The following is a 23803-nucleotide window of genomic DNA, read 5'->3' as shown; positions in this document are numbered from 1 at the left end:
AAATCCACCGAAAGGACGAAGTAACGCTACGGCTGCCTGGACGACTTGTAGACGTTGACGCCGAGCTCGCGGATCTTCTTGCGCAGCGTGTTGCGGTTGAGCCCCAGAAGCTCCGCGGCCTTGATCTGGTTGCCGCGCGTCGCCGTCATGGAGGCCAGCACCAGCGGATATTCGACCTCGGCGAGAATGCGCTGATAAAGCCCGGCCGGCGGCAATTCGCCGGCGAAGGAGGCGAAATAGCGCTGCAGGAAATGCTCGACCGCCTGGCCGATCGACAGATCGTCGGGGATGAGCGCGCCGCCGTCCGGCACAACCGGCCTCTCGCCCGTCTTCAGCTCGGACTCGATGATCTCTGAGGAAATCTCGTCTTGCGAGTAGAGGGCGGCCAGCCGCCGCACCAGGTTTTCCAGCTCGCGCACATTGCCCGGCCAGGGGTAGCGCTTCATCAGCTCGATGCCGCCGGACGATATGCGCTTGGTCTGGAGGCCCTCGCTGGCGCCCTGCTTGAAGAAATGCCGCACCAGGTCGGGAATGTCCTCGGAACGCTCGCGCAGCGCCGGCAGCCTAAGCGGCACGACGTTGAGGCGGTAGAAGAGGTCCTCGCGGAACAGGCCCTGGTTGATGAGCGTGCGCAGGTCCTTGTTGGTGGCCGCGACGATGCGCACATCGGTCTTGATCGGCGTGCGGCCGCCGACCGTGGTGTATTCGCCCTGCTGCAGCACGCGCAGCAGCCGGGTCTGCGCTTCCATCGGCATGTCGCCGATCTCATCGAGGAACAGCGTGCCGCCCTCGGCCTGCTCGAAACGGCCGCTGGAGCGGTTCTGGGCGCCGGTGAAGGCGCCTTTCTCATGGCCGAACAGTTCCGATTCGATGAGGTCGCGCGGGATCGCCGCCATGTTGATGGCCACAAACGGGCCGCCGCGGCGGCGGCCATATTCATGCAGCGCGCGCGCCACCAGCTCCTTGCCGGTGCCGGACTCGCCGCTGATCATGACCGTGAGATCGGTCTGCATCATGCGCGCCAGCATGCGGTAGATGTCCTGCATGGCGGCGGAGCGGCCGACCAGCGGCATCGTCTCCGGCTGGTCTTCGGCGCGGGCATCGAGCTTCGGCCGCTTCGGCTCGGCCAGCGCCCGGTTGACGATGTTGAGCAGCTCGGTGAGGTCGAAGGGCTTCGGCAGATATTCGTAGGCGCCGGTCTCGGAGGCGCGGATGGCGGTCATGAAGGTGTTTTGGGCGCTCATGACGATGACCGGCAGCTCGGGCCGCGCCTTCTTGATGCGCGGCAGCATGTCGAAGGCGTTCTCGTCCGGCATCACCACGTCGGTGATGACCAGATCGCCCTCGCCCGCCGCCACCCAGCGCCACAGCGTCGAGGCATTCGAGGTCACACGCACCTCATGGCCGACGCGTGACAGCGCCTGGTTCAGCACGGTGCGGATCGCCGCGTCGTCGTCGGCGACCAGGATATTGCCGCGAGCGCTCATGTGCGGTCYCCTTCAGCTTCGTCGCCCGAGCCTTGCGAGGTCTCTTTCCAGRCCGGCATCAGGACGCGGAACGTGGTGCCGCGCGGCGTCGAATCGCATTCGATGATGCCGCCGTGCTCGCCGACGATCTTGGCCACCAGCGCCAGCCCGAGGCCGGAGCCGTTCGGCTTGGTGGTGATAAACGGATCGAACAGGATCGGCAGGATGTCCTCGGAAACGCCGGGGCCGTTGTCATGGACGCAGAATTCCAGCGGCAGCGAGACACGGTCCTGGGTTCCAGGTACGGAAACGCGGATGCCCGGGCGGAAAGCCGTCGACAGCACGATCTCGCCCTGCGGGTCGGCGCCGATCGCCTCGGCGGCGTTCTTCACCAGATTGAGGAAGACCTGGATCAGCTGGTCGCGGTTGGCGAAGACTGGAGGCAATGATGGATCATATTCCTCCAAGATCTTGATCCGCCTTGCAAAACCGTTCTTGGCGATCGCCTTCACGTGATCCAGAACGACGTGGATGTTGACTGGAAAACGCTCGATCGGCCGCTCGTCGGAAAACACCTCCATGCGGTCGACCAGCGAGACGATGCGGTCGGTTTCGTCGGTGATCAGGCGGGTGAGCGCTCGGTCCTCGTCGGACGCGGAAAGCTCGAGCAGCTGGGCGGCGCCGCGGATGCCGGAGAGCGGGTTCTTGATCTCATGCGCGAGCATGGCGGCAAGCCCGGTGACGGAGCGCGCCGCGCCCCGATGCGTCATCTGGCGGTCGATCTTGTCGGCCATCGACCGTTCCTGGAACATGACGACGACCGAGCCCGGAAACTCGGGCACCGGCGCGACATAGAGATCGACCATCTTCTCGATGCCGAGCCGCGGCGACGACACGTCGACGCGGTATTCGTTGACCGGCGCGCGGCGCTCTCGGACCTGGTCGACCAGCGTCAGCAACGGGCTGCCGAACGGCACCAGCTTGGAGAGCGTATTGCGGGCAAGCATATTCGCGCTGGAGCGGAAGAAGTCCTCGGCATCCGCGTTGGCAAACGTGATGAAGCCGTCGGGGTCGACCATGATGACCGGGCGGCGGATGGTGTTGAGCACGATGTTGGCGGCATCCGCCATGTCGGGCTGCTGGGGAACATCGGCCTTCATGCCGCTCTCCGTAAGCCGATCGAGGGCGAGCTGTCGGCGAACGCGCGGCGCAGCTCGGCGACGACCTCGCGTGGCTCGAAGGACGTCAGGATGCGTTTGCGCTGCCCGGAGCAAACATCGGGCGCATGGCGGTCGAGATACCAGCCGAGATGCTTGCGCGCCTGGCGCAGGCCGCTTTCGATGCCGTAGAGCGCGAGCATGTCCTCGTAATGCGAGACGACGTAATCGGTTAACTCTTGCGGCGTTGTTGGAATGCCTTGTGCGTTTGCGCCGGCCGCGGCCATCGCTATGCCGCCCGCGACCCATGGCGCGCCATAATGCGCGCGGCCGACCATCACCGCGTCGGCGCCGGAAAGTTCGAGGATCGCCGCTGCCTCTTCCGGCGAGCCCACATCGCCATTGGCGACCACGGGAATCGAGACCGCTTGCTTGACGCGCGCGATGGCGCGCCAGTCGGCCTTGCCCTGATAGAACTGGCAGCGCGTGCGGCCGTGCACGGTCACCATGCTGACGCCGGCCTGCTCGGCGCGGCGCGCCAGCATCGGCGCGTTGAGCGCGCTTTCGTCCCAACCGAGCCGCATCTTGACCGTCACCGGCACCGACACGGCGTCGACCACCGCCTCGATCAGCGACAGCGCGTGGTCGAGATCGCGCATCAGCGCCGAGCCGGCATAGCCGCCGGTCACCTTCTTCGCCGGGCAGCCCATGTTGATGTCGATGATGTCGGCGCCCTCGCCCGCCGCGATTCGCGCTCCTTCGCCCATGTGCGCAGCCTCGCGGCCGGCAAGCTGCACCATATGCACCGGCAGGCCGGAATGGCGTATACGCAGATCACAGCCGGCCCGCCCCTTGGCCAGTTCGCCGCTCGCCACCATTTCGGACACGACAAGGCCGGCACCGTGCGCATGGGCGCGCTGCCGGAACGGCTCGTCGGTGATGCCGGACATCGGCGCGAGGAAAACCCGATTGCGGATTCTCACGCCGCCGACATCGAGTGGCGATGCCAATGTGGTCAGTTCAGCCATGCACAAAAACCAAGCATGTTCGATCGGTGCACATTCTCTAGCCAGAAGTGAAGCATTGTGCAACGCGCAATGACGTCACATTAAGGCGCATTTTGGAAAAAGCTGGCCTTCGGCCATCACCGCGAATAGAGCATGATGCCGAAAAGTGTGAGCGGTTTTCGGCCGACATCATGCTCTACTTCTTTGATTTAGAGACGGATTCAGATTTCAGGTCGAACAGACCTGAAATCATCCGGCTCTAGGACCGATCGGAATGAGCGAGGCAAGCGAAAGGCAAGCGGCGTCCCCAGGCGGCGGGATCGGGGTGGTGATCGTCGCCGCCGGCCGCGGCGCGCGCGCCGGACAGGCCGACGGTCCGAAGCAGTATCAGCGCATCGGCGGCCGCGCCGTCATCGCCCATACGCTGGATATCTTCCTCTCCCATCCGATGATCGGCCCCGTGGTCGTGGCGATCCACGCCGACGACGCCGAACTCTTCCAGCGCGCGGCCGAGGCGCATGGCGATCGCCTTGTCGCCGTTATCGGCGGCCCTTCGCGCCAGGCATCCGTCCGGCTCGGTCTCCTGGCGCTGAGAGAGCAAGCACCCGCAAAAGTGCTGGTGCATGATGCCGTACGCCCGTTTGTCGACACCGGGCTGATCGACCGCACGATCGAAGCCATCGGCGAGCGCCAGGGCGCGCTGCCGGCGCTGCCCGTCGCCGACACGCTGAAGCGGGAATCGGCCACCGGCATGATCGACGAGACAGTGTCGCGGGCCGGCCTGCATGCCGCGCAGACGCCGCAGGGTTTTCCATTCTGGCCGCTGCTCGCCGCGCATGAGAAGGCGCATCATCTCGGCAAGACCGAGTTCACCGACGACGCGGCGATCGCCGAATGGGCGCAGATACCGGTCAGGATCGTTCCCGGATCGCCAGACAACGTCAAACTCACCTGGGCAAGGGACATCGCATTGGCCGACCAACGGCTCTCGAGCGCGCAGCAGCGCTTCCCGGATATTCGCACCGGCAATGGCTACGACGTGCATGCGTTCGAGCCCGGCGACCATGTGACGCTCTGCGGCGTCGCCATTCCCTATGAGCGAAAACTCTCCGGCCATTCGGACGCCGATGTCGGGCTTCACGCGCTGACCGACGCGCTGCTCGCCACCTGCGGCGCCGGCGACATCGGCACGCATTTCMCGCCCTCGGACCCGCAATGGAAGGGGGCGGCCTCGACGATCTTCGTCGAGCACGCGGCAAAGCTGGTGCGCGAGCGCGGCGGCCGCATCGCCAATGCCGATATCACACTGATCTGCGAGGCTCCGCGCGTCGGGCCGCATCGCGCGGCGATGACGGAGGCGCTTTCGGCCATGCTCGGCATTGCGCCCGAGCGCATTTCGATCAAGGCGACGACCAACGAGAAGCTCGGCTTTGTCGGGCGCGGCGAAGGCATCGCCGCGATCGCTACCGCCAGCGTGGTCTATCCGGGAGAGGTGCCCGCATGAGCAACGCCGAACTCGCCATAGCTTTGCTCCAGGCCTGCCAGCAGCGCGGCATCATGCTGGCGACGGCCGAAAGCTGCACCGGCGGCCTGATCATCGCCGCGCTCACCGACATCGCCGGATCCTCCGCCGTGGTCGATCGCGGCTTCATCACCTATTCCAACGAAGCCAAGATGGAGATGCTCGGCGTCTCCGCCGCCACGCTCGACGCACATGGCGCGGTCTCGCGCGAGACGGTGCTGGAGATGGCGGCAGGCGCGCTGACGCATTCGCAAGCCAGCCTGTCGCTCGCCGTCACCGGCATTGCAGGCCCCAGCGGCGGCTCGGYGGACAAGCCGGTCGGTCTTGTGTGGTTCGGGATTGCGTTGGCCGGGCAGCCTGTTGTCGCGGAGCGGCAGCTATTTGGTCAAAAGGGCCGCGAATTCATCCGGCATGAGACGGTGCGGCACGCGCTGCAACTCGGGTTGCGGGCGCTGGGTCAGGATCGGGCCGGGTGAAGATCAGGCCGGCTTCGCGCCATAGATCATGTCGGCGCGTTTCTCGAAGGCTTCCGAGAACATGCGGAAAGCGCGGTCGAACATCGTGCCCATCAGCGCGCCGAGAATGCGGCTCTTGAATTCGTAGTCGATGAAGAAATGCACTTCGCAGCCGCTGTCGGCGGGGTCGAAGCGCCAGATGTTGCTGAGATATTTGAACGGGCCGTCGATATATTTGACGTCGATGGCGTTCTCGTCGGGCTTCAGCAGCACCTGCGTCGTGAAGGTCTCGCGGATCGCCTTATAGCCGATGCTCATGTCGGCAACCAGGATAGTGCGGCCGTCACGCTCCTTGCGCGAGCGCACGGTGAGCGATTCGCAGAGCGGCAGGAATTGCGGGTAGGCCTCGATGTCCGCAACCAGCGCGAACATCTCTTGCGGTGTATGCGCGACGCGGCGTGTCGCCTCGAATTTCGGCATTGAAGGTCAGCTGGCCTTCGCGAGCTGCGCCTCGCGCGCCGCGCGCAGCCTGGCGAAATCCTCGCCGGCATGGTGCGAGGAGCGCGTCAGCGGGCTCGACGCCACGAGCAGGAAACCCTTGGTCTTGCCGATGGTCTCGTAGGACTTGAACTCGTCCGGCGGGATGAAGCGGATCACCGGATGGTGCTTCTTGGAAGGCTGCAGATACTGGCCGATGGTCATGAAGTCGACATTGGCCGAGCGCAGATCGTCCATCAGTTGCAGCACTTCGTTCCGCTCCTCGCCGAGGCCGACCATGATGCCGGATTTGGTGAAGATCGACGGGTCGAGTTCTTTCACGCGCTGCAAGAGCCGGATCGAGTGGAAGTAACGTGCGCCCGGACGGACCGTCAGGTAGTTCGACGGCACGGTTTCGAGATTGTGGTTGAAGACGTCGGGCTTGGCCGCAACGACGACCTCCAGCGCGCCGTCCTTGCGCAGGAAGTCGGGCGTCAGGATCTCGATCGTCGTCGAGGGCGCCTCGGCGCGGATGGCGTGGATGACATCGGCGAAATGCTGTGCGCCGCCGTCGGCCAGGTCGTCGCGGTCGACGGAGGTGATGACGACGTGGCTCAGCCCCATCTGCTTKACGGCATGCGCCACGCGCGCCGGCTCATCCGGATCGAGCGCGGTCGGGATGCCGGTCGCGACATTGCAGAAGGCGCAGGCGCGCGTGCAGATCTCGCCCATGATCATGAAGGTGGCGTGCTTCTTGTCCCAGCATTCGCCGATATTCGGGCAGCCGGCCTCTTCGCACACCGTCACCAGCTTGTGCGACTTCACGATCTCGCGCGTTTCGGCATAGCCCTTGGAAACCGGCGCCTTGACGCGGATCCAGTCGGGCTTGCGCAGCACCTCCTGATCGGGCCGGTGCGCCTTCTCGGGATGCCGCGGGCGCGGCCGGTTGGCGATCGTGTCTACGACTGTGACCATTTCAAATCCTTCGCGGCCGCGGTGTCGGCGGCCGCCTGTCCTTCGTCATCTAAGACTTTTCGCGGCAAAGAAAAAGGCCGCGCCGGCGCATGCCGCCACGGCCCTTTCCGCATAGCGGCATGCGTTCAGCGCCGAACAAGCCGCCCCACGAAGATCAGCAGGCAGGCGCCGATGAAACCGGTGATCAGATAGGCTACCCAGCCGACGCCGAGGGACTGGATGTTCAGAGCCTGCAGGATCGCGTTCAGCACCACCGCGCCGACGATGCCCATGATGATGTTCATGAAGATGCCGGTGTTGCTCTTCATGACCATCTCGGCGAACCAGCCTGCCAGACCGCCGACGATAATGGCCGTGATCCAGCCGACGCCATTCATATGCATGTGCCAATTCCTCCTCGATCAGGTGAAAATGCATCCGGATACGAACTGCCTTGCTGTCAGCTTTCTCCGGCTGCCGCGTGTGAGTCTCGCCTGACCAATCTAGCACGGATCGGCTATCTATCACCGATTGGTGACTTATCATGCGTTCAAAGCGCGGCCATAGGCGTCGAGCACGCTCTCCTTCATCATCTCCGACAGCGTCGGATGCGGGAAGATCGTGTGCATCAACTCTTCCTCGGTCGTCTCCAGGTTCATCGCCACGACAAAACCCTGGATGAGCTCGGTCACCTCGGCGCCGACCATGTGTGCGCCGAGAAGCTGCCCGGTCTTCTTGTCGAAGATGGTCTTGACGAAACCCTGGTCCTCGCCGAGCGCGATGGCCTTGCCGTTGGCGCTGAAGGGGAAGCGGCCGACGCGGATATCCTTGCCTTCGGCCTTGGCTTTCGCTTCAGTCAGGCCGACAGACGCCACCTGCGGACTGCAATAGGTGCAGCCGGGGATCTTCAGCTTGTCGATGGCATGCACGCCGGGGAAATTGGCGATTTTCTCGAGGCAGACCACACCTTCATGCTCGGCCTTGTGAGCGAGCATCGGCGGCCCGGCGACGTCGCCGATGGCGTAGATGCCGGGCACATTGGTCTTGCCGTAGCCGTCGACGACGATGCAGCCGCGGTCCGTCTTCACACCGAGCGCTTCCAGGCCGAGATTCTCGATGTTGCCCTGCACGCCGACGGCCGAGATCATGCGGTCGGCGGTGATCTTCTCGACCTTGCCGTCCTTCATCTCGACATGCGCAGTGACCGAATTGGCTGATTTGTCGACCTTGGTCACCTTGGCTTCGAGGATGATCTTCATCCCTTGTTTCTCGAACTGTTTCTGCGCGAATTTCGAGACCTCGGCGTCCTCGACCGGCATGACCTGCGGCAGCAGCTCGACCACCGTCACGTCCGCGCCCATGGTGCGGTAGAAGGAGGCGAACTCGATGCCGATGGCGCCGGAACCCATTACGAGCAGCGATTTTGGCATTTCCTTCGGCACCATCGCCTCGAAATAGGTCCAGATCAGCTTGCCGTCCGGCTCGATGCCGGGCAGCGCGCGCGGCCGGGCGCCAGTCGCCAGGATGATGTGCTTGGCGGTGTAGGTGCCCTCGCCCTTGACGCCCTTTGGCACCGGCGGCTGCGGCTCCATCGCTTTCTTTGCCGTCTTCGAAACGACGATCTCGCCCGGCTTGGAAAGCTTGGCCTCGCCCCAGATGACGTCGACCTTGTTCTTCTTCATCAGGAAGCCGACGCCGGTGTTCAGCCTGAGCGACACTTTTCGGGAACGGTCGACCACGGCGGCCGTGTCGGGGCTGACCTTGCCGCCTTCGAGTTTCAGGCCGTAGTCCTTCAGATGATCCGAATAATGCATGATCTCGGCCGAGCGCAGCAGCGCCTTGGTGGGGATGCAGCCCCAGTTGAGGCAAATGCCGCCCAGATGCTCGCGCTCGACGATCGCCGTCTTGAAGCCGAGCTGGGCGGAACGCACCGCCGTGACATAGCCACCGGGGCCTGAGCCGATGATGATGACGTCGTAGGATTCAGCCACGGGTTTTCTCCCTGATCTTTCTGAGGGTTAGAGTGAGAGCATGACACGCACGAGCGGCGCCAGCGCCTGGCCGATCCGCCGCGTGTTCTCGGCATCGAGATGGACGCCGTCRAGTGGCGTGGTGGTGGCGACCGTGCCGGCATCGAAGAAGCCGCAGCCGGCCTCGTCGGCCAGCGCTGAATATTGCGGCGCCAGACGCTTGGAGGCGTCGTCGCCGCCGGCGAACATTTCCTTGAATTCGGCATTGTCGGTGCGCGTCACCACCGGCGGCGCGACGATGAGGATCTGCGGCGCGTCCCAGTCGAACGGGTAGCCGTGGCCGCGCACGATGTCGATCAGGCGCTGGATGCCCTGCTTGGCGGCGACCGGATTGCCGTGGATCCAGGGCTTCATGTCGTTGGCGCCGAGCATGAAGATGACGAGATCGAGCGGCGCGTGGCTGGTCAGGATCGTCGGCAGGATGCGGGCGCCGTTGCGATCGGCGCCGGCCAGATGGTCGTCGAAGGCCGTGGTGCGGCCGTTCAATCCTTCGGCGATGACCTCGACACCCTCGCCGAGTGCCGCCCCGAGCACGCTCGGCCAGCGGTCCTCGAGGGCATGGCGACCAAGGCTGCCGGCGTCATAGCCCCAGGTCAGCGAGTCGCCATAGCAGAGAATTGTCTTCATGCGGTTGCCCAACCCTTGCCGAAACCTGGCTGCGAGCGCCTGACGCGCCGGCGTGCGAAGAGCTCGCCAGCGGGATCGAAAATGATCAAGGCGAAAAGGCCGGTGAAGACTATCCGCACCGCCTTTTCCTTCCTAGACCAGCATGCCCATCGGGTTTTCGATCATGCGCTTGAAGGCGCCGAGCAGTTCCGCGCCGAGCGCGCCGTCGACGGCGCGATGGTCGGTCGAGAGTGTCACCGACATCACCGTTGCCACCTTGATCTCGCCCTTCTTCACCACAGCCCGCTCTTCGCCCGCGCCGACCGCCAGGATCGTCGCATGCGGCGGGTTGATGACGGCGGCAAAGTCCTTGATGCCGAACATGCCCAGATTGGACACCGCCGTCGTGCCGCCCTGATATTCTTCGGGCTTCAGCTTGCGGCTCCTGGCGCGGCTCGCCAGGTCCTTCATCTCGTTGGAGATCACCGACAGCGTCTTTTCATCCGCACGCCGGATGATCGGCGTGATCAGGCCGCCGGGGATCGAGACGGCAACGCCGACATCGGCATGCTTGTGCTTGACCATGGCGTTTTCGGTCCACGACGCGTTGGCATCCGGCACCGCCATCAGCGCCATCGCCATGGCCTTGATGACCATATCGTTGACGGACAGCTTGTAGGCGGGAACCTCGCCCTTGTCGGTCTTCCGCATCGGAGCGGCGGCATTGAGTTGCGTGCGCAGCGCCAAGAGCGCGTCGAGCTCGCAATCCAGCGTCAGATAGAAATGCGGGATGGTGCTCTTCGCCTCGACCAGGCGGCGCGCGATGGTCTTGCGCATGTTGTCATGCGGCACGAGCTCGTAGGAGCCTTCGGCAAACAGCTTCAGCACCTGATCGTCCGACATCGGCTTCGGCGCGGGCGCCGGAGCGGATGGAGCGCCAGCTGGCGCCTTCGCCGCAGGCGCGGCCTGGGCGCCGCCGGAAGCGATCGCCGCCTCGACGTCGACCTTCACCACGCGGCCATGCGGGCCGGAACCGGCCAGCGCCGCCACGTCGACGCCGGCATCCTTGGCGATGCGGCGGGCCAGCGGCGATGCGAAGACGCGGTCCCCGGCGGCGTGACCGTTGGCCACGGGAGCAGGCTCGGCCTTTGCCGGCGCGGGTGCCGCGGCCGCCGCTTTCGGAGTCTCCTTGGGCGCTTCGGCCTTCGGGGCTTCCGCTTTCGGCGCTTCGGCCTTTGGCGCTGCACTACCACCGCTCTTGGCCGCGGCGGCGGCATCCTCGCCCTCGCCGGCCAAAATGGCGATCAGCGCGTTGACCTTGACACCTTCGGTGCCAGCCGGCACCACGAGCTTGGCGACCGTGCCTTCATCAACGGCCTCGACTTCCATCGTCGCCTTGTCGGTCTCGATCTCGGCGATCACATCCCCCGGCGAAACCTTGTCGCCTTCCTTGACCAACCATTTCGACAGATTGCCCTCTTCCATGGTCGGAGAGAGCGCCGGCATGGTGATGTTGATTGGCATGATGTCCTCCCGACCGGCTTAGCGATAGGTAACGGCTTTGACGGCCTCGACGACCTCGCCGACATTGGGCAAAGCCAGCTTTTCCAGGTTCGCCGCGTAAGGCATCGGCACATCCTTGCCGGCGATGGTGATCACCGGCGCGTCGAGGAAGTCGAAGGCGCGCTGCGAGACCTGGTTGGCGATGTGATCGCCGACCGAGTTCTGCGGGAAGCCCTCTTCCACCACGACGAGGCGGTTGGTCTTCTTCACCGAGGCGATGATCGTGTCGAAGTCGAGCGGCCGGATGGTCCTGAGATCGATGATCTCGGCATCGATGCCCATGCCGCGCAGTTCGGCCTCCGCCTTGACCGCATAGGTCATGCCGATGCCGAAGGAGACGAGCGTGACGTCCTTGCCTTTTTTGTGGATGCGCGCCTTGCCGATCGGCAGCACGAAATCGTCGAGCTTCGGCACCTCGAAGGAATGGCCGTAGAGGATTTCGTTCTCGAGGAAGATGACCGGGTTCGGGTCCCGGATCGCCGCCTTGAGCAGGCCCTTGGCGTCGGCGGCCGTATAGGGCATCACCACCTTCAGGCCGGGGATATGGCTGTACCAGGCGGCATAGCACTGCGAGTGCTGGGCGGCGACTCTGGCCGCGGCTCCGTTCGGGCCACGGAAGACGATCGGCGCGCCCATCTGGCCGCCGGACATATAGAGCGTCTTGGCGGCGGAGTTGATGATCTGGTCGATCGCCTGCATGGCGAAGTTGAAGGTCATAAACTCGACGATCGGCTTAAGCCCTGCCATCGCCGCACCCACGCCGACGCCGGCAAAGCCGTGCTCGGTGATGGGCGTGTCGACGACGCGGCGCGGCCCGAATTCCTGCAGCAACCCTTGAGTGATCTTGTAGGCGCCCTGGTACTCGGCGACTTCCTCGCCCATGACGAAGACGTCGCCGTCGCGGCGCATTTCCTCGGCCATGGCGTCGCGGAGCGCCTCGCGCACCGTGGTGGACACCATCTCGGTGCCGGCGGGGATGTCCGGGTCGGCGGCGACCTCCGTCTTCGGTGCTGCGGCGACAGGAGCCGCAGCTTCGCTCTTGGCCGCGGCCGGTGCCGGCGCGGCTTCAGCCTTGGCAGGCTCTTCCTCGCCTATGCCTTCACCGGCCTTGTCGACGTCCTCGCCRTCGACTGCCAGCACGGCGATCACCGCGTTGACCTTGACGCCTTCAGTGCCGGCCGGAACGACGATCTTGGCCAGCGTGCCTTCGTCGACGGCTTCGACTTCCATCGTCGCCTTGTCGGTCTCGATCTCGGCGATCACGTCACCGGCGACGATCTTGTCGCCTTCGTTCTTCAGCCATTTGGAAAGATTGCCCTCTTCCATCGTCGGCGAGAGCGCGGGCATGAGAATTTCGATCGGCATGTCCTTGCCCTCTCCTTAGAGTACGATGTCGGTCCAGAGCTCGGACGGATCCGGCTCGGCGTCGTTCTGGGCGAATTCGGCGGCGTCGGCGACGACGTCGCGCACTTCCTTGTCGACGGCCTTGAGCTCGTCCTCGCTTGCCCACTTCTTGTCGAGCAGCCGCACCCGGACCTGTTCGATCGGGTCGTGCTCGGAGCGCATCTTCTGCACTTCCTCCTTGGAACGATACTTCGCCGGATCGGACATCGAGTGGCCGCGATAGCGGTAGGTCTGCATCTCGAGGATCAGCGGGCCGTTGCCGGCGCGGCACCATTCGGTGGCGAGCTCGGCCGCTGATTTCACGGCGCGGACATCCATGCCGTCGACCTGGATACCGGGAATCTTGAAGGAAGCGCCGCGGTGCGAGAAGTCGGTCTCGGCCGACGAGCGCGACACGGACGTGCCCATGGCGTAGCGATTGTTCTCGATGATGTAGATCACCGGCAGCTTCCACAGCGAGGCCATGTTGAAGCTTTCGTAGACCTGGCCCTGGTTGGCCGCGCCGTCTCCGAAATAGGTCAGCGTGACGTTCTTGTTGTCGCGGTAGCGGTTGGCGAAGGCCAATCCGGTGCCGAGCGACACCTGGGCGCCGACAATACCGTGGCCGCCGTAGAAATGCTTCTCCTTGGAGAACATGTGCATGGAGCCGCCCTTGCCCTTGGACAGGCCGCCGCGGCGCCCGGTGAGCTCGGCCATGACGCCGCGCGGCGACAGCTCCATCGCCAGCATGTGGCCATGGTCGCGATAGGCGGTGATCATCTGGTCGCCTTCGACCAGCGCCATCTTCATGCCGGTGACGACGGCCTCCTGGCCGATATAGAGATGGCAGAAGCCGCCGATGAAGCCCATGCCGTAGAGCTGGCCGGCCTTCTCCTCGAAGCGGCGGATCAAGAGCATGTGCCTATAGGCGGAAAGCTCTTCTTCCTTGGTGAAATCAGCGGGCTTGGGCGCTGACAGATTGGGCTGTTTGTCGGATTTGGATTTGGCGGGCGCTTTTTTGGCGGCGGTGGCCATGCGTCACTCCCTGTTGGCGTCTCTTTGCGGACATTCAGGGAGATCGATCGCCTCCCCACCGATTTGCGCGAGGCTAACACGCAAGGATGCATTGTGCCATGCTGAAAAATGCATGGCTGGCATGCATCTAAGCGATTAGAATCATTGCGAATAAAGGCTGTTAACCGAAATTCGGTTATTTCGCCGGGGCGGGCAACATGATGGTGATTTCGTCGGGCTGGGACAGATTGAGCGCCTTTCGGGCCTGCTCGTCAAGCATATCCTTCTCCAGCGTGCCTTCGTGCATCAGCTGAACGCGGCGCTCGAAGTCGATCCGGCGCGCCTTCACGGCATCGAGCTGAGCCTGCAGCTCGGCCGCCTGGGCCTCGAGCCGATACTTGGAGTAGATGCCGAATTCGCCGTGATAGGCGTGGAAGCCGAAATAGGCCAGGAAGAGCACGCAAAGCGAGGGGATGATCAGCCTGCCGGTGTTTCTCTGCTTGTGCTGACGTGTCCACATGACCCGAACCCTCGCGGCCGCGAACGCAAGCGGCCATGAGTCGTATTTCGCCCGATTGTGCTTAATGGACGGTTACGGACGGCCCGTTGCATGGCCGCCGGAAACGAAAAAGGGCGGGAATGCCCGCCCTTTTTTAAGGTTCGTCAGAACAGGCTGGATCAGCCTTTGACCACCGACTTGCCGGCGTAGCGCGCCTGTTTGCCGAGCTCTTCCTCGATACGGATGAGCTGGTTGTATTTGGCCATGCGGTCCGAACGCGACAGGGAGCCGGTCTTGATCTGTCCGCAATTGGTGGCGACCGCGAGGTCGGCGATGGTCGAATCCTCGGTCTCGCCCGAACGGTGCGACATGACCGCGGTGTAGGCCGCCTTGTGCGCGGTCTCGACCGCGTCAAGCGTCTCGGTCAGCGAGCCGATCTGGTTGACCTTCACCAGGATCGAATTGGCGACGCCCATGCGGATGCCGTCGCGCAGCCGAGCCGTGTTGGTGACGAAGAGGTCGTCGCCGACGAGCTGAACCTTCTTGCCGATCAGGTCGGTCAGGATCTTCCAACCTTCCCAGTCGTCCTCGGCAAGGCCGTCCTCGATGGTGATGATCGGATAGTCGGCAGCCAGCTTGGCGATATACTTGGCCTGCGCCTTGGGATCGCGGGTCTTCTTCTCGCCTTCATAGACATAATTGCCGTCCTTGAAGAACTCGGTCGCCGCGCAGTCGAGGCCAAGCGCCACGTCCTCGCCCGGCTTGAAGCCGGCCTTCTCGATCGATTCCATGATGAAATCGAGCGCCGCCGGCGCGCTTTTCAGGTTGGKGGCGAAGCCGCCCTCGTCGCCGACATTGGTGTTATGGCCGGCGTCCTTGAGCTTCTTGCGCAGCGTGTGGAAGATCTCCGAGCCCCAGCGCACGCCATCGCGCAGCGTCGGCGCGCCGACGGGCAGGATCATGAATTCCTGGAAATCGACCGGATTGTCGGCATGGGCGCCGCCATTGATGATGTTCATCATCGGCACCGGCAGGATGTGCGCCTTGGTGCCGCCGATATAGCGGTAGAGCGGCAGGCCGGCGGCTTCCGCCGCGGCCTTGGCGACCGCCAGCGATACGCCGAGGATGGCGTTGGCGCCGAGGCGGCTCTTGTTCGGGGTGCCGTCGAGCTCGATCATCGTCTGGTCGATATGGATCTGGTTCTCGGCTTCCATGCCGCCGATCGCCTCGAACAGCTCGCCGTTTACGGCCTCGACCGCCCGCTGGACGCCCTTGCCGAGATAGCGTGGCCCGCCATCGCGCAGTTCGACCGCCTCATGCGCGCCGGTCGATGCGCCCGAGGGCACCGCGGCGCGCCCCATCGAGCCGTCTTCCAGCACCACATCGACCTCCACGGTCGGATTGCCACGGCTGTCCAGGATTTCACGCCCGACAATGTCGATGATGGCGGTCATTTGCGATGTCCCCGATTGATCGATTGAAGCGTCGCGCCCCTCTTAGCCAAAGCGGCGCAAAAGGCAATCGGCGGCGCCGCAATTATTGCCGCGGGCCGGATTCACGAAGCGCAAATTTCTGTCATCATAAGTCATGCGCATCACGTGGCCTTCTCATCTATGGTCGCGTTCGCGCGGGGCGAAACAGGAGGAGTTTCGCCATGTCCCAGTTGAGCGGTATCGTGAGTTTGTTCCTGATCGCGGCGGCATTCCTGACGTCATGCGACGATCAGAAGCCCCAGCAGAGTTCGGTAGAGCTATCGACTCTCGGCGCGGCGGAATAGTTTAGACGCAAAGGCCCCCGGCTTCATTGTCGGGGGCCTTCCGATTTCAGCACGTAGATCAAGCGATCAATGCCAATAGGGCTTCACATGGTAGTACTGGAATGAAGCATCACGGGCGGCTTCGCCGTCGGCGCCGGTCAGTTCCTCGATCGAGTATGCGGGCGCGGCCTGAAGCTGTTCCTTGGTGAATGGAACAACGTAACCGCCTTTGTCCTCGTCATAGTCGAGCGTCGCCCACGGGATGGCGTGGTACTTTTCGCCCATGCCGAGGAAACCGCCGAAACCGATCACGGCGAACATGATGCCGTTCGACATCTTGTCGAGCATCACATCCTCGATGCTGCCGATGCTGTTGCCTTCGGTGTTGTAGACAGACGTGCCGATGACGCGCGAGGCGGCAATGGCTTCAGTGTGCCCGGACGGGGTGGTCATGGTGGTGCTCCTCTCGGTTGGATGCCTGCACTGACAATGAGAGGAGTGGGCGAAGGTTCCCGATGATTTGCTAGGCTATCGGTGAGATAGCGTTGGCTCATCGCATGCCGGCACTGGATCGAATCCGTTGCCGCAATCAGTGACCTTTGGCGATGCGGTCGAAGGCCATGAGCTTTTCCAGCAGCGCCGGCATGTCCTTCAACGGGACCATGTTTGGGCCGTCGGAGGATGTCGAGTTGTCTGGGTCCTGATGGGTTTCGATGAAGACGCCGGCGACGCCGACGGCAACGGCTGCGCGCGCGAGCGTTTCGACGAAGCGCCGTTYGCCGCCCGACGAGCCGCCCTGCCCGCCCGGCTGCTGCACGGAATGGGTCGCGTCGAAAATCACCGGGGCGCCGATCTCGGCCATGACCGGCAGCGAGCGCATGTCCGACACCAGCGTATTGTAGCCGAAGGAGACGCCGCGCTCGGTGGTCAGAACGTTCGGATTGCCGGAGCCGGTGATCTTGGCGACGACGTTCTTCATGTCCCAGGGCGCGAGGAACTGGCCCTTCTTCACATTGATGACCTTGCCGGTCCTAGCCGCGGCGACCAGCATGTCGGTCTGGCGCGACAGGAAAGCCGGGATCTGCAGGATATCGACATGGGGTGCCACAACAGAGCATTGCTCCTCGGTGTGGACGTCGGTCAGCACCGGGAGCCCAAACTCCTTGCGCAGATCGTCGAAGATCGGCATCGCCGCGTCAAGCCCCGCGCCGCGCGTCGCCGAGAGCGAGGTGCGGTTGGCCTTGTCGTAGCTGGTCTTGTAGACGAGGCCGATGCCCAGACGCTCCGTCAGTTCCTTCAGGGCGCCGGCCATGTCGAAAGCGTGCTGGCGCGATTCAAGCTGGCACGGGCCGGCGATCAGCGACAGCGGCGCATTGTTGGCGAAGACGACCTTGCCGACGGTTACCGATGTATTGGGCGCCATCGAATTGGACGCTTGCGGCTTGCTCATGGGATCTCCCGGAAGATGAAGGCGGCGCCCTGCCCGCGCGCCGGCGGAACGACGATATCATCGCCGCTCATGTTGTGATCGACAGCGCCGGCCGCAAGCGCCTGCGCAACTGAAGCTTTGTCGCGGACCGAGAAGACAATCGCCTCAAACCGCAAATGCGACGACGGCTTGGCCGCCATGCCGAAGCGCTGCAGGTAGGTCCCGGGCGTGACGACGCTCAGGATTGCGTTCGGCAGCCGCACCGCGTCGGCCGCCCCAAGGTCGCCGGCACTCGCGTCCGCGGCAATAGAGATCAATCCGATCTGCGCGGACGGCGCGTCGCTGACCGCGATCACTTCGACGATGCCGGTCACGCCATTGGCATGCACCTGGAGCGCCGTGCGATCGATCTTCGGCGCGTTGACGCGCTCGCAGGCGAAGAGGAACGCGTCCGACGCCCCGTTGTCGGCCGCGAAGGCCAGCTTGAAGGACGCGGTATCGCTCTTTCCGTTCGCATCGGTGAAGGCGCGTGAGAAACCCAACATGTCACCGGCCGACAGGCCGGCTTCGGCGAAGCGCCTATGGTCGGCATCGGCATTGCCGGTTCCGAGCACGACGGCGGAAAAGCCCTCCTCGCCCAGCCGTTCGCGATAGGCACGGTCGCGCGCGACGAAGACATTGCCCTCGCCGATGGCGCGGTCCGCCGTCTGTTCGTTGCCGATGGCAAGCGGCTCGAGATAGGTGCCGTCGGCGAAAAAGACGCAAGCGTTCTCCGTGCCGAACGGGTGGATGCCCGTGGGCGCAACGACGAAGCCGAGCGAGGCCAGACGCGACCGCACGGCATCGAGGCTCCGTGTCGGCAGCACGAGGTGGTCGAGTGGATGAGCAGCGGTTTTGATCATGCCGGCGGGGTGTGCCCCATTCCGGCCCGCGGTTCAAGAGCGGCGGACCGCCGGGAGCGCGCTCTGCCGGTTCAGGCCGCGGCCACGACATCGGCCGAATAGCGCAGCTCGCGCAGCGGCTTCACCTTGCTGGTCGTGTCGGCATAAATCGGATGCGCCTTGTAGGCGGCAAGCGCCGCCTCGTCCTCGAACTCGGCATAGACGACCACATCGATCGCGTTCGAGAACAGATCGACCTTGGTGTTGAGCGTTACCTCGAAATGCTTGGAGTGCGGAATCTTGCCGAGCGCCAGCAGGCCCGAGCGCACAGGCTCGACATCTTCCTTGCGCCGCACGCTGAAGAAAACAATGTGCCGGATCAAGCCAGCCTCCCTGGTCTTCGATTCAGCGGTGTTTCTGTGGGAGCAACGCCTGGGCGTCAACCGGCAACGATGTCGCGCCCGCGAGGCGAAGCCGCGAGACCTTACCCGGTGACGTAGCGCACGATGCGCGACGCCTCCTTCACGGCCACATCGAGGTAATGGCCATGATTGTAAACGCCATCCCAGATCAGGAAGAAGGCGATGGCGACGATGACGATCACATAACGCATGGCAAAAACTACCGCATGTGAACGGCCGGAACCAGAGCAGGAGCTGCGGCGATCGTTCCAGTTCACTGCTTTTTGCCTGAGGCTGCTTTCCGTCGGCGGCGTAGCAGGTGGAAGACGCCGCGTGGGCGCGAGGGCGTCAGAGCGTGATGCGGTATCTGGCGAACCCCGCCTCGCCCTCGCCGGCGGGCTCGATCTTCAGGGATTTCACCTCCGCGATGAAATCCTTGGCCCTCGGTCCGGTCTCGAAGACGACGCTGGCGCCGGGCAGCGGCGCGAACGACCAGTTGTCGTCGGCGGAAGGATTGATCGTTCCCTCGCTGACGACAAAGCGCACGATCACATCGCGGTTGGTATCCGGCGCCTCGTAGATGATCTTCGAAGCATTGATGTCGGGGAAATTGCCGCCTCCGCCAGCGCGGTAATTGTTGGTGGCAACGACGAATTTCGCGGCCGGATCAATCGCTTTACCGTCGAATTTCAAGTCGACTATGCGATTGGAGCCGGCGTTCGCGAGGCCGCCCTTGGCATCGTATTTCGGTGGCTGCGACAGGTCGATCCTGTAGGTGACGCCGTCGATGACGTCGAAGTTGTACGATGGGAAATCGGTGTTGATGAGCGGCTGGTCCGCCTTGCCCGGCTCGATGTGGTTGAAGATGCCGGCAGACATCTCGAGCCATTCCTTCACCTCGGCGCCGGTGATTTCGACGGCGCGCACCGTGTTCGGGTAGAGATAGAGATCGGCGACGTTCTTTATGGCGATGTCGCCCACGGGAACATCGGTATAATAGTCGGCGCCGTTTCGGCCGCCGGCCTTGAAGGGCGCCGCCGCCGACAGCAGCGGCATGTCCTTCCATTCAGTGCTCTTCAATATGTCCTTGAGATACCAGGTCTGCGCCTGGTTGACGATCTGCACGGACGGATCGTCGGCGACCAGAGCGAAATAGGAATAGAGCGGCGCCGATGTCTTGCCGACGGGACGGCGGACATAGGCAAGGGTTGCCTGATGGTCTTGCTCGAGCGCGGCGATGATGCGCTTATCGTCGCCGACCTTCGCCTTGTTCTTGTTGTCGTGGCGCTCATAGATCGGCCGCGCCTCGGAGGTGGCCGAGACAACCCGCCATTTCGAGCCGTCGCGCTCCAGAAGCAGGTCGATCAGACCCATATGCGAGCCCCAGAAGCCGCCCATGACCGCTGGCTTGCCCTGCAGCGTGCCCTTTTCGGTGTCGACGCCCGCGAGCGCCTGGAAATCCTTCTTGCCGGGGAAGACTAGATGCTGGTGCCCGGTGAAGACGGCGTCGATGCCTTCGACGCCGGCAACGAAGAAGGAAGCGTTCTCCATCTTGTCGCTCTGCTTGATGTCGATGCCGGAATGCGAGAGCGCGATGACGATGTCAGTGCCCTCTTCCCTGATCTGCGGCACCCAGGCCCTGGCCGCTTCGACGATGTCGCGCGTCTGGACGTTGCCTTCGAGATTCTTGAGATCCCACACCATGATCTGCGGCGGAACGAAGCCGATGACGCCGATCCTGATCGGCTGCTCGGCCCCGGAACCGTCCTTGATCTTCCTGTCGAGGATCACATAGGGCTTGAGGTAGAGCTTGTCGTCGCGCGGGTTGCTGGCCGGCGTGGTGCCGCGGATCAAATTCGCGCAGACGAAGGGGAAATTGGCGCCGGCCAACACCTTGTCGAGAAAGGACAGGCCGTAATTGAACTCATGGTTGCCGAGCGTGGAGCATTCGTAGCCGAGCAGGTTCATGCCCTTCATGATCGGATGCAAGTCGCCGTCCTTCATCCCCCTTTCGTAGGCGACATAGTCGCCCATCGGACTGCCCTGCAAGAGGTCGCCATTGTCGATCAGCATCGAATTCACGGCTTCCTTGCGCACCGCATCGATCAGCGAGGCCGTCCGCGACAGCCCCATCGTGTCGTTCGCTTTGTCGGCGTAGTAATCATAGGGCAAAAGGTTCACATGGATGTCGGTGGTTTCCATGATCCTGAGATGCGCCTGGTTGGCCGCGGCACGGGCGGAGAACGGATGCAGCATGATCAGCGCGCCGCCGGCAGCGGCGCCAGCCAGGAATTCGCGGCGGGAGAATTGACTTTGAGCGGCTGGCGGTCGTGACATCGTGTTCTCCTCTCCAACAACGCTGTGACCCCTGCCCTGGCAGCGGAGCATGGCGCTGAATACGCATTGAGTCCATGTGCGCTGGAGGCCTTCCGATCACGACAAGGTGACGTGTCGATGAAGGCGAGGAATCAGCTTTTGTCGTCGTCGCCCTGGGTGATCAGGCGCGCGCTGCGCTGACCGGTAAGATATATCCATAGCCAGCTAAGCGAGACCGCCAGGCGGTTGCGGAAATCGATCAGGAAATAGATGTGGGCTATGCCCCAGAGCCACCAGGCGAGCCAGCCGGTGAGCTTGATCCAGCCGAAGTCGATGGCTGCGGCGCGCTTGCCGATCGTCGCCAGGTCGCCGGCATGCCGGTACTGGAAAGGCCGTGTCGCCGTGTCGCCGGCAAGGCGCGCCTTGATCGTCGCGGCGACATGCTTGCCCTCCTGCTTGGCCGAGGGCGCCACGCCCGGCACCGGCTTTCCATCCGGACGCAGCACATGCGCGGTGTCGCCGATGACGAAAATGTCGGGATTGCCCGGCACGGTGAGGTCGGGTTCGACGATCACCCTGCCCGCCCGGTCGGCCGCGGCTCCCAGCCATTCGGCCGCCGGCGAAGCGGCAACGCCGGCCGCCCAAATGATCGTCCTTGCCGGCAGGCGCTTGTCGCCGAAGACGACGCCTTCGGCATCGAGTTGTGTCACGGGGCGTCCGAGCTCGACGGTGACGCCCAGCCTTTCCAGCGCCTTGCGGGCATAGTCGGAAAGCTGCGGCGCGAAATTGGCCAGGATCCGGTCGCCGGCCTCGATCAGCACGACGCGCGCCTGGCGTGTGTCGATGTTGCGGAATTCGCCGCGCAACGTGTCATGCGCTAGCTCGACAATGGTGCCGGCGAGCTCGACGCCGGTCGGCCCGCCGCCAATGATGACCAGCGTCAGCAGCGCCTGGCGCTTCGCCGGGTCGGCTTCGCGCTCCGCCTGCTCGAAAGCGAGCAGGATGCGACGCCGGATCGCGGTGGCATCCTCGAGCGTCTTCAGTCCCGGCGCGAACGGTTCCCATTCGTCGTGGCCGAAATAGGCGTGGCGCGCGCCTGTGGCGAGCACGAGCGTGTCGTAGGGAACCGAGCTGCCGTCTTCGAGCAGCACGCGCTTGCCGGCGCGGTCGACCCCGGTGACGGTACCGAGAAGCGTCGTCACGTCCTTGCGCCTGCGTAAAAGATGACGGATCGGCCACGCGACCTCGGAAGTCGCCAGCGACGTCGTCGCCACCTGGTAAAGCAGCGGCTGGAACAGGTGGTGATTGCGCTTGTCGATCATGGTGATGCGCACCGGTGCGCCATGCAACGCGCGGGTGAGTTCGAGCCCGCCGAACCCGGCGCCAACGACCACGACATGATGCTCGGCTTCGCTCATTTCATCCACCTCGCGACGTAAAACCACCACACAGGGATGTAGGTATTTTTGTGCACTGCAACAACATCTTGCCGGACAGGAAGCATGCCCCAGAGTCGTCGCGTGGCGTCGTGAATGCACATGGAACGCGCCCTGCCACAGGTATAGCGTGAGACCGTACGACAGGAACCTATCATGGCTGATAATCGCGACGACGACGGGCCGGCCCAATACGCATCACCGCCCTGCTTCATGCACGAGCTCGACCCGGAATATCGGGAGCCGCTCTCCGACTGGACGGATATCAGGCGATGGCGCAAGGCCGAGCGCGAGCGGCTCATCAACGCTCGCCTCGCCGTTTCAGCCGACGCGCGCGCCGCCATGTCGACGCGCATCGCGGATGGCATCGACGCGCTGATCGGCGATATAGACGGCCGGATGGTCAGCCTCTACTGGCCGTTTCGCGGCGAGCCGGACCTGCGCGGCTGGATGGCCTCGATCAACGAGCGCGGCGGCCGCACCGCGCTGCCTGTCGTCGTCGAGAAGGGACAGCCGCTGGTCTTTCGCGCCTACAGACCGGGCGACCGGCTGGAAAAGGGCGTCTGGAACATTCCGATCCCGGCCGAAGGCGATCCGGTGCTGCCCGACATCGTGATCTCGCCGATCGTCGGCATCGATCCTGGCAACTACCGGCTGGGCTATGGCGGCGGCTTTTACGACCGTACGCTCGCCGCGATGCCGTTCAGGCCGCTGGTCATCGGCGTCGGCTACGAGTTGCAGCGTATCCCGACCATCTACCCGCAGGCGCACGACATCCCGATGACGACCGTGGTGACCGAAGCCGCAGCGGTCTAAGCCATCTCCGGCCGCAGCCCGACCGCCGTGCGATCGACGATCTCACGCAATGCGAAGGACGAGTTGATCTTCGTCACATGCGGCATGGCCGACAGCCATTCCTTGTGGATGCGCTCATAGTCGACGAGGTCCTTGGCCGCGATGCGCAGGATGTAGTCGTATTCGCCCGACATCAAATGGCAGGAGAGCACGTTCGGGCAGCGCTTGATCGCCGCCTCGAAATCCGACAACGTCTTTTCGAATTGCCCCGACAGCGATATGTGCACGATCGCCGTCATCTGGTGGCCGAGCGCGGAATTGGACAGCCGCGCATGGTAGCCGCGGATGGTTCCCGACTTCTCCAGATTGTCGAGCCTGCGCGAACAGGCCGATTGGGAAAGGCCGACCTTCTCGGCTAGTGCCGCATTGGGAATCCGGCCATCCTTCTGCAAAGTCTCCAGAATGGCGATATCAATCCTGTCGAGCCGCATTTTTCGTGGTTCCTGCGAATTTCTATTCGTTTTGCGCAACGATTATCGAAGAGCGACCATTGTCGCAAGTGCATTCGCAAACACATACGGAACGATTCGTGGTTGACTGCGATTATTGCGTGTCGCCTCCAAATCGCGCGGCGTTCCGGAGCCGATGGCATGCAC

The 23803-nt window shown here is 63.8% G+C and carries 25 protein-coding genes; 4 read left to right on the top strand and 21 right to left on the bottom strand.

Annotated elements, in window-relative coordinates:
- Nucleotides 1-26: 26 nt before the first annotated feature.
- From ntrC to dusB, 3 genes are read right to left on the bottom strand one after another with little or no spacing between them, the layout of a single operon-like run.
- A complete protein-coding gene (gene ntrC, locus LCM4577_RS22345) occupies nucleotides 27-1487 on the bottom strand; it encodes a nitrogen regulation protein NR(I) (RefSeq protein WP_040982916.1) in 1461 nt (486 codons plus the stop codon).
- Nucleotides 1484-2626 (bottom strand): nitrogen regulation protein NR(II), encoded by a 1143-nt coding sequence (locus LCM4577_RS22340; protein ID WP_071073465.1) that lies wholly within the window; start codon nucleotides 2624-2626, stop codon nucleotides 1484-1486. Before LCM4577_RS22340 ends, ntrC begins: the two co-directional genes overlap by 4 nt.
- Nucleotides 2623-3651 carry a tRNA dihydrouridine synthase DusB gene (gene dusB / locus LCM4577_RS22335; RefSeq protein WP_071030006.1) on the bottom strand — a complete coding sequence of 343 codons (1029 nt, stop codon included), beginning with the start codon at nucleotides 3649-3651 and terminating at the stop codon, nucleotides 2623-2625. The genes LCM4577_RS22340 and dusB overlap by 4 nt, the downstream gene beginning before the upstream one ends.
- A 253-nt stretch (nucleotides 3652-3904) precedes the next feature.
- Here dusB and LCM4577_RS22330 point away from each other — a divergent pair, with 253 nt between their 5' ends.
- Nucleotides 3905-5134 (top strand): bifunctional 2-C-methyl-D-erythritol 4-phosphate cytidylyltransferase/2-C-methyl-D-erythritol 2,4-cyclodiphosphate synthase, encoded by a 1230-nt coding sequence (locus tag LCM4577_RS22330; protein WP_071073463.1) that lies wholly within the window; start codon nucleotides 3905-3907, stop codon nucleotides 5132-5134.
- Nucleotides 5131-5628: a CinA family protein gene (locus LCM4577_RS22325; RefSeq protein WP_071073462.1), complete on the top strand. Its 498-nt coding sequence runs from the start codon at nucleotides 5131-5133 to the stop codon at nucleotides 5626-5628. Before LCM4577_RS22330 ends, LCM4577_RS22325 begins: the two co-directional genes overlap by 4 nt.
- A gap of 3 nt (nucleotides 5629-5631) precedes the next feature.
- Here the strand turns inward: LCM4577_RS22325 and LCM4577_RS22320 are convergent, their stop codons facing one another.
- From LCM4577_RS22320 to eno, 10 genes are all read right to left on the bottom strand, one after another.
- Nucleotides 5632-6087 (bottom strand): type II toxin-antitoxin system RatA family toxin, encoded by a 456-nt coding sequence (locus LCM4577_RS22320; protein WP_071073460.1) that lies wholly within the window; start codon nucleotides 6085-6087, stop codon nucleotides 5632-5634.
- A 6-nt stretch (nucleotides 6088-6093) separates the two neighbouring features.
- Nucleotides 6094-7059, bottom strand: a complete 966-nt coding sequence (gene lipA, locus LCM4577_RS22315) for a lipoyl synthase (protein WP_040982929.1) — start codon at nucleotides 7057-7059, stop codon at nucleotides 6094-6096.
- A 125-nt stretch (nucleotides 7060-7184) separates the two neighbouring features.
- Nucleotides 7185-7442, bottom strand: coding sequence for a GlsB/YeaQ/YmgE family stress response membrane protein (locus LCM4577_RS22310; protein ID WP_071030014.1), 258 nt, complete (start codon nucleotides 7440-7442; stop codon nucleotides 7185-7187).
- A 138-nt stretch (nucleotides 7443-7580) separates the two neighbouring features.
- Nucleotides 7581-9029, bottom strand: coding sequence for a dihydrolipoyl dehydrogenase (lpdA, locus tag LCM4577_RS22305; protein ID WP_071073458.1), 1449 nt, complete (start codon nucleotides 9027-9029; stop codon nucleotides 7581-7583).
- Between the two features lie 27 nt (nucleotides 9030-9056).
- Nucleotides 9057-9695, bottom strand: coding sequence for an SGNH/GDSL hydrolase family protein (locus LCM4577_RS22300; protein ID WP_071073456.1), 639 nt, complete (start codon nucleotides 9693-9695; stop codon nucleotides 9057-9059).
- Nucleotides 9696-9827: 132 nt separating this feature from the next.
- Nucleotides 9828-11198 carry a pyruvate dehydrogenase complex dihydrolipoamide acetyltransferase gene (locus tag LCM4577_RS22295; protein WP_071073454.1) on the bottom strand — a complete coding sequence of 457 codons (1371 nt, stop codon included), beginning with the start codon at nucleotides 11196-11198 and terminating at the stop codon, nucleotides 9828-9830.
- A gap of 18 nt (nucleotides 11199-11216) precedes the next feature.
- Nucleotides 11217-12602, bottom strand: coding sequence for a pyruvate dehydrogenase complex E1 component subunit beta (locus LCM4577_RS22290; RefSeq protein WP_071073452.1), 1386 nt, complete (start codon nucleotides 12600-12602; stop codon nucleotides 11217-11219).
- A 15-nt stretch (nucleotides 12603-12617) separates the two neighbouring features.
- On the bottom strand, nucleotides 12618-13655 hold the full coding sequence (pdhA, locus tag LCM4577_RS22285; protein WP_071030025.1) for a pyruvate dehydrogenase (acetyl-transferring) E1 component subunit alpha: 1038 nt from the start codon (nucleotides 13653-13655) through the stop codon (nucleotides 12618-12620).
- A gap of 175 nt (nucleotides 13656-13830) precedes the next feature.
- Nucleotides 13831-14154: a septum formation initiator family protein gene (locus tag LCM4577_RS22280; protein WP_071030026.1), complete on the bottom strand. Its 324-nt coding sequence runs from the start codon at nucleotides 14152-14154 to the stop codon at nucleotides 13831-13833.
- A 158-nt stretch (nucleotides 14155-14312) separates the two neighbouring features.
- Nucleotides 14313-15587, bottom strand: coding sequence for a phosphopyruvate hydratase (gene eno / locus LCM4577_RS22275; RefSeq protein ID WP_071073450.1), 1275 nt, complete (start codon nucleotides 15585-15587; stop codon nucleotides 14313-14315).
- Nucleotides 15588-15787: 200 nt separating this feature from the next.
- Between eno and LCM4577_RS22270 the strand changes: the two genes are divergently transcribed.
- Nucleotides 15788-15910, top strand: coding sequence for a hypothetical protein (locus tag LCM4577_RS22270; protein WP_274534951.1), 123 nt, complete (start codon nucleotides 15788-15790; stop codon nucleotides 15908-15910).
- 66 nt (nucleotides 15911-15976) lie between these two features.
- On the opposite strand, the gene LCM4577_RS22265 is transcribed toward LCM4577_RS22270, so the two are convergent.
- From LCM4577_RS22265 to LCM4577_RS22235, 7 genes are all read right to left on the bottom strand, one after another.
- Nucleotides 15977-16342, bottom strand: a complete 366-nt coding sequence (locus LCM4577_RS22265) for a PRC-barrel domain-containing protein (protein ID WP_071030031.1) — start codon at nucleotides 16340-16342, stop codon at nucleotides 15977-15979.
- Between the two features lie 136 nt (nucleotides 16343-16478).
- Nucleotides 16479-17339 (bottom strand): 3-deoxy-8-phosphooctulonate synthase, encoded by an 861-nt coding sequence (kdsA, locus tag LCM4577_RS22260; RefSeq protein WP_071073448.1) that lies wholly within the window; start codon nucleotides 17337-17339, stop codon nucleotides 16479-16481.
- Nucleotides 17336-18220: a VOC family protein gene (locus LCM4577_RS22255; protein WP_071073447.1), complete on the bottom strand. Its 885-nt coding sequence runs from the start codon at nucleotides 18218-18220 to the stop codon at nucleotides 17336-17338. Before LCM4577_RS22255 ends, kdsA begins: the two co-directional genes overlap by 4 nt.
- Nucleotides 18221-18291: 71 nt before the next feature.
- Nucleotides 18292-18582 carry a Dabb family protein gene (locus LCM4577_RS22250; protein ID WP_041006747.1) on the bottom strand — a complete coding sequence of 97 codons (291 nt, stop codon included), beginning with the start codon at nucleotides 18580-18582 and terminating at the stop codon, nucleotides 18292-18294.
- 101 nt (nucleotides 18583-18683) lie between these two features.
- Entirely contained in the window at nucleotides 18684-18812 is a 129-nt protein-coding gene (locus LCM4577_RS22245; protein WP_274535009.1) for a hypothetical protein, read from the bottom strand.
- A gap of 136 nt (nucleotides 18813-18948) precedes the next feature.
- On the bottom strand, nucleotides 18949-20937 hold the full coding sequence (locus LCM4577_RS22240) for a bifunctional 2',3'-cyclic-nucleotide 2'-phosphodiesterase/3'-nucleotidase (RefSeq protein WP_071073445.1): 1989 nt from the start codon (nucleotides 20935-20937) through the stop codon (nucleotides 18949-18951).
- 131 nt (nucleotides 20938-21068) lie between these two features.
- Nucleotides 21069-22334 (bottom strand): NAD(P)/FAD-dependent oxidoreductase, encoded by a 1266-nt coding sequence (locus LCM4577_RS22235; RefSeq protein ID WP_071073443.1) that lies wholly within the window; start codon nucleotides 22332-22334, stop codon nucleotides 21069-21071.
- A gap of 174 nt (nucleotides 22335-22508) precedes the next feature.
- Here LCM4577_RS22235 and LCM4577_RS22230 point away from each other — a divergent pair, with 174 nt between their 5' ends.
- Nucleotides 22509-23168 carry a 5-formyltetrahydrofolate cyclo-ligase gene (locus tag LCM4577_RS22230; protein WP_116390133.1) on the top strand — a complete coding sequence of 220 codons (660 nt, stop codon included), beginning with the start codon at nucleotides 22509-22511 and terminating at the stop codon, nucleotides 23166-23168.
- Here LCM4577_RS22230 and LCM4577_RS22225 read toward each other — a convergent pair.
- Nucleotides 23165-23638: an Lrp/AsnC family transcriptional regulator gene (locus LCM4577_RS22225; RefSeq protein WP_040982960.1), complete on the bottom strand. Its 474-nt coding sequence runs from the start codon at nucleotides 23636-23638 to the stop codon at nucleotides 23165-23167. The two genes, LCM4577_RS22230 and LCM4577_RS22225, sit on opposite strands and share 4 nt — an antisense overlap.
- Nucleotides 23639-23803 lie beyond the last annotated feature (165 nt).

The sequence above is a fragment of the Mesorhizobium sp. LCM 4577 genome (assembly GCF_001854795.2).
Lineage (GTDB): Bacteria > Pseudomonadota > Alphaproteobacteria > Rhizobiales > Rhizobiaceae > Mesorhizobium > Mesorhizobium plurifarium.
The sequence above is the reverse complement of the archived record's forward strand: the minus strand, read 5'-3'. Positions and strand labels throughout refer to the sequence as shown.